General features: G+C 37.7%; 5 protein-coding genes. All 5 read left to right on the top strand.

Annotated features, from left to right (window positions below):
* Positions 1–480, top strand: a 480-nt coding sequence (locus tag AC1DND_RS19280; RefSeq protein WP_477584072.1) for a GtrA family protein, incomplete at its 5' end; no start/stop codon positions are given.
* A 634-nt stretch (positions 481–1,114) separates the two neighbouring features.
* The gene (locus tag AC1DND_RS19285) at positions 1,115–2,896 is read left to right on the top strand and encodes an aromatic amino acid hydroxylase (RefSeq protein WP_477584074.1); all 1,782 of its coding nucleotides are present in this window, start codon (positions 1,115–1,117) and stop codon (positions 2,894–2,896) included.
* 404 nt (positions 2,897–3,300) lie between these two features.
* Positions 3,301–4,002, top strand: coding sequence for an SDR family oxidoreductase (locus AC1DND_RS19290; protein ID WP_477584076.1), 702 nt, complete (start codon positions 3,301–3,303; stop codon positions 4,000–4,002).
* A gap of 51 nt (positions 4,003–4,053) precedes the next feature.
* Positions 4,054–4,416, top strand: coding sequence for a magnetosome magnetite crystal formation protein family (locus AC1DND_RS19295; protein WP_029275413.1), 363 nt, complete (start codon positions 4,054–4,056; stop codon positions 4,414–4,416).
* Between the two features lie 222 nt (positions 4,417–4,638).
* Positions 4,639–4,955 (top strand): C40 family peptidase (locus tag AC1DND_RS19300; RefSeq protein ID WP_477584078.1); only part of this gene is annotated, 317 nt, incomplete at its 3' end.

The following is a 4,955-nucleotide window of genomic DNA, read 5'->3' on the forward strand; positions in this document are numbered from 1 at the left end:
CCTTTTAAAAAATTTATTTCTTTACACAATTTTAGGTATCTGGCCACTGGTGGCGGTACTTTGCTGTTAGGAATCTTAAGTTATTATTTTGCTTACTTTTTCATTTTTAAAACCGAAGAAGTAGATTTTGGGGTAATTGTACTACAGAGAGAAACCGCATCGCTATTGGTCGATTATGCCGTTGCTATTCCAACCAGTTTTTTGCTTAATAAGTATGTGATATTTACCCATAGCGAATTAAAAGGGAGGGTTCAGCTTTTTAGGTTTTTAAACCTTCAATTCATTAACATACTGGCCAATTATGTTTTATTGAAGTTTTTGTTGGAACTTTTAAGAGATTATCCAACTTTAGCGATGCTCTCGAGAATACTGGTATCGGTTTTAATGGCACTTTTCAGTTACCTCTATCAGCACTACTTTACGTTTAGCGTTAAAAAAATCGGAGAAAAAAAGCAAAAAAACATTAATAGTCCTAAATAATTGTTTCTCATGGAGGCACTGATAAAAAGAGTTGGGTCGATCAGAAGTATCGTCATTTCGACCATAGTGTTCCAAAGGAACTACTTTGGAGGAGAATCTTTAAATTTGATTTCAATAACATAGTTTAAAGATCTCTCCACTCCGCGGTGCTTCGGTCGAGATGACGACTTTCTAATAAATTGCTTTTTAAGCTTATCCTTTTTGTGGAAAGCAGTTACAGCAGCATTTTCGGTTTCTACAATCCCGCCTTTAATCAAGTCCTCACTCGTACCTCGTTCCAAGCTTTACGTTCCAGTCGGGTTTAGGTGGCCACAACATTACTCCTATTTTCGCTGTTTAGCAACATGCAGGAAAAACCAGGTTCATCAGCATAAGCCTTTGTACCTAAACGGGATGGAAGCGGTATCCTTTTGCGATCACCCTGGGTGGAGTCGAAGGGCAGCAAAAGATATAGCAAACAGCCCGACAGAACCTTCCCGATGAAATACGACAGCATCTTTTCTAATGATTAATCCATCATTTTCCCGCCTAAAACCTTTATTACTTTCGCCTGTTAATTTATCCAGCCACTTTCTTGATAAGATAAAAACAACATCATAACTTAGCTGCCGACCAACTTATTTTCAGATTAACCATGAGCCATTTTAATGATTTTAATAATGCGCAGGTAACAAAATTGCCCAATCATTTAAAGCAATTTATTGTTGCCCAAAATTACAAAAAATACACACCAATAGATCAAGCAGTGTGGCGTTACGTAATGCGTCAGAATTATAGCTATCTTAAAAATGTTGCTTACTACCCTTACATAAAAGGCTTACAACGAGCTGGTTTAAGTATTGAACACATTCCCGACCTGCAAACCATGAACGACAATCTGGGCAAGATTAGTTGGGGCGCCGTTACTGTTGATGGATTTATTCCGCCAGCTGCTTTTATGGAATATCAGGCTTACCGTGTACTGGTAATTGCTGCCGATATCCGCCAGATTAATCACATTGAATATACACCAGCCCCAGATATTATACACGAAAGTGCTGGCCATGCACCTATTATTGCCGATACGGATTACAATAATTATTTAAGTTATTTTGGCTCAATTGGTGCAAAAGCCATGTTTTCGGCAAAGGATTTTGAACTTTACGAGGCCATTAGGAAACTATCGATTCTGAAGGAAGCCATAGATACAGATGAGTTTCAGATTGCCAAGGCAGAAAAAGAGCTGCGCTACATCAGCGAAAACATGGGCGAACCTTCTGAAATGGCTTTACTTGGTCGCTTGCACTGGTGGACGGTTGAGTATGGTTTGATTGGCACTTTAGAAAACCCAAAAATTTATGGTGCTGGTTTGCTTTCTTCTATTGGTGAAAGTGCAACCTGTATGCAAAAAGATGTGGAGAAACTTTGGTATAATATCGATACGATTAATTACGCTTACGATATTACCAAGCCACAGCCGCAGCTTTTTGTAACCGAAACATTCCATAATCTTATTGATGTTTTGGAAACCTTTGCCAATACCATGGCCTTTAGAAAAGGCGGCACAGAAAGCATTATGAAAGCAATTGCCTGTAAAAATGTAGCCACAGCGGTTTATAGTTCGGGCTTACAGGTAAGCGGTGCATTTACCGATATTGGTGTGGGTACAAAAGATGAGGTAACCTTTATTAAAACAACCGGTCCTTCGGCATTGGCTTTTAACGGAAAACAATTGAGCGGCCATGGGAAAGATTACCACGCTGATGGTTTTTCATCTCCTGTTGGTCGGTTAAAAGATGCTCCAAAAGCACTGGAAGATTATAGTATAGCTGAATTACAGGGTTTAGGGATAATTACAGGTGAAAAAACTGAACTTTTATTTGAAAGCGGCATTAAAGTAATTGGTGTGATTAAGGACATTATTACCGATAGCAACAAGCTCCTTTTAATTGGCTTTAAAGACTGTACAGTTACAGAGCGCAATGGAAATATCTTGTTTAAACCCGAATGGGGCATTTATGATATGGCGATAGGCGAAACCATTGTTTCAGTTTTTAATGGAGCTGCCGATAAAGACGCTTACGAAGAAATTACGTTAATTAGTAATGAAAAAACACATCAGATTACTTATGATGATAAGACTTTAAAACTGCACGGTTTATACCAAACGGTTAGAGAGATCAGGGAAAGTGGCGAAGGTTTGGATAAACTTGCCGAAATTTTCGCACAACTAAAATCGAACCATAGGCAGGATTGGCTTTGTGCATTGGAAATCCTGGAGATTATTTACCATAAAAAGATTTATCATCAGCTGGAAAAGGAAATTCAGGTCTATCTGGAAATAAAAGCTGGCAGGGAGCTTGATCATACGAAATTGATCAGCGATGGCTTACATGTAATTAAAAACCCGGTAAGTCAGCTGATTGTGGAGGATTGATTTATCGCTATAATAAGTCGGTCGTCACCCTGAACCGAGCCTTAGCGAGCTCACCGAAGGTAATTTATTTCAGGGTCTTAATGCAAAATAGATGCTGACCACGTAGTAGCTACAAGACAATTGAAAATGCTACTTCTACTTGTAAAATAAATTCAGCATGACGAACTTATCGTTCAAATACCTTAAATTTCTTATTAGTAATTAATTCCAATCATCCTTATTTATAACGAGGACGACTGACAACCACATTTGCAACATAATGTGTAAATTAAGTAATGTAATCGCTATGTTCTAATCCTTGCAAACATGGTTCTATTTGACTTACTCTTTTTTTCCTAACTTTGATTTCATCAGGTTAGGAACATTCGGCCTTTTAACTTTACAACAATTTTTAACTTTTTTTAATGAACATTATAATTACAGGTGCAAGTAGTGGAATCGGTTTCGAAACTGCTTTAGAGTTTAGCTTACAGAAAGAGAACAAAATTGTAGCCATTGCCCGATCGGCAGATAAACTGCGTAAACTCTTAGAAATTGCTAAAGGCATTAATCCAGACTGTACACTTTTACCAGTAGAATTTGACATTGTAAATGATGACTATGCCGCATTAGTTCCATTTTTAAAAGAACGATTAGGATCTGTTGATATCTTAATTAACAATGCAGGGGCCTTAATTAATAAACCTTTTTTAGAAACCACAGAAATTGATCTGGGTGAAATGTTACAAAGCAATGTGATCGCACACTTCAGGATGATTCAGCATATTTTACCTCTAATGCAAAGCGGAAGCCACATTGTAAACATCGGTAGTATGGGTGGTTTTCAAGGGAGCGTTAAATTCCCAGGACTTTCAGCTTACTCGGCAAGTAAAGCAGCGCTGCACACCTTAACTGAATGTTTGGCCTTCGAATTGGCTGAAACAGGAATCAAAATCAATTGTCTTGCATTAGGATCGGCACAAACGGAAATGCTTGAAGCTGCTTTCCCTGGTTACCAAAGCCCGGTTATGGCCTTCGAAATGGGGAAATATGTTACCGACTTTGCTAAAACCGGACACAAATTCTTTAATGGAAAGATTTTACCTGTTGCTGTTACCACACCATAATATCCATATTATTTAGTAATTTACGTGCTAAATCGAAAAACTAAAAAACCTATGGAAACAAACTCACCTTTTAAAACAGCCGATAGTGGAAAAAATGCAGCAATTGTTAGTTACATTTTCCTTATTGGCTGGCTAGTATCGTACTTTGCGATGTACAAAGACAACAAAACAGCGTTATCAAGTTATCATTTAAGGCAATCTCTGTTACTGCATTTGGGTATTATTGTGATTAATGTGGCCTTAACGATAATTATCATGATTTTACCAACGGCAATTTTAGGATACCTAAGCTATCTGGTGTACATTGTTTACATTATTTTTATCATTTTGGGTGCCGTTAGCGCAAATAATAGTGAGCAGAAAGCATTGCCACTCATTGGAGATAAAGCACAAACCATGTTCCCAAGTATTTAATCGAAAACAAATATTTTAATTATTAGGGCTGTATCCTAAATTGTAATTCCATTCGAATTTGTCACGTTGAGCTTGTCGAAACGCCTTGCGAGACATTTTAAAAGGTCCTTCGACAGGCTCAGGATGACAATTCTATATTTATGATACAGCCTTGTTTTATTTGCACTCATTTTCAACATTTTAATCGACTTTGGATATTTTTTATATCTTTGGTTCCTACATATGAAGAAAATAATAGTCCCGATTGCGTTTTTCATTTTGTCTGCCACGGCAGGAAAATCCCAAACCATCATCCCGGCTCAGTACCAGGAGTTAGTTAAAAAGCTCGTTGCCAGCCTCCCTAAAGAGGATAAACCATCAAACAATTCGTCGGCTAAACAATCTGAAAGTTTAATCGATTTTGCTAAAAGCATGTTAGGTATCCCCTATCGTTATGCAACAAGTAATCCTAAAGTTGGTTTCGATTGCTCTGGCTTTGTGAGTTATGTTTTCAGTAATTTTGGTTTTAAGGTTCCACGTTCTTCGCGGGAGTTTAGCTT

It is taken from the genome of Pedobacter sp. 01N416 (assembly GCF_056399685.1).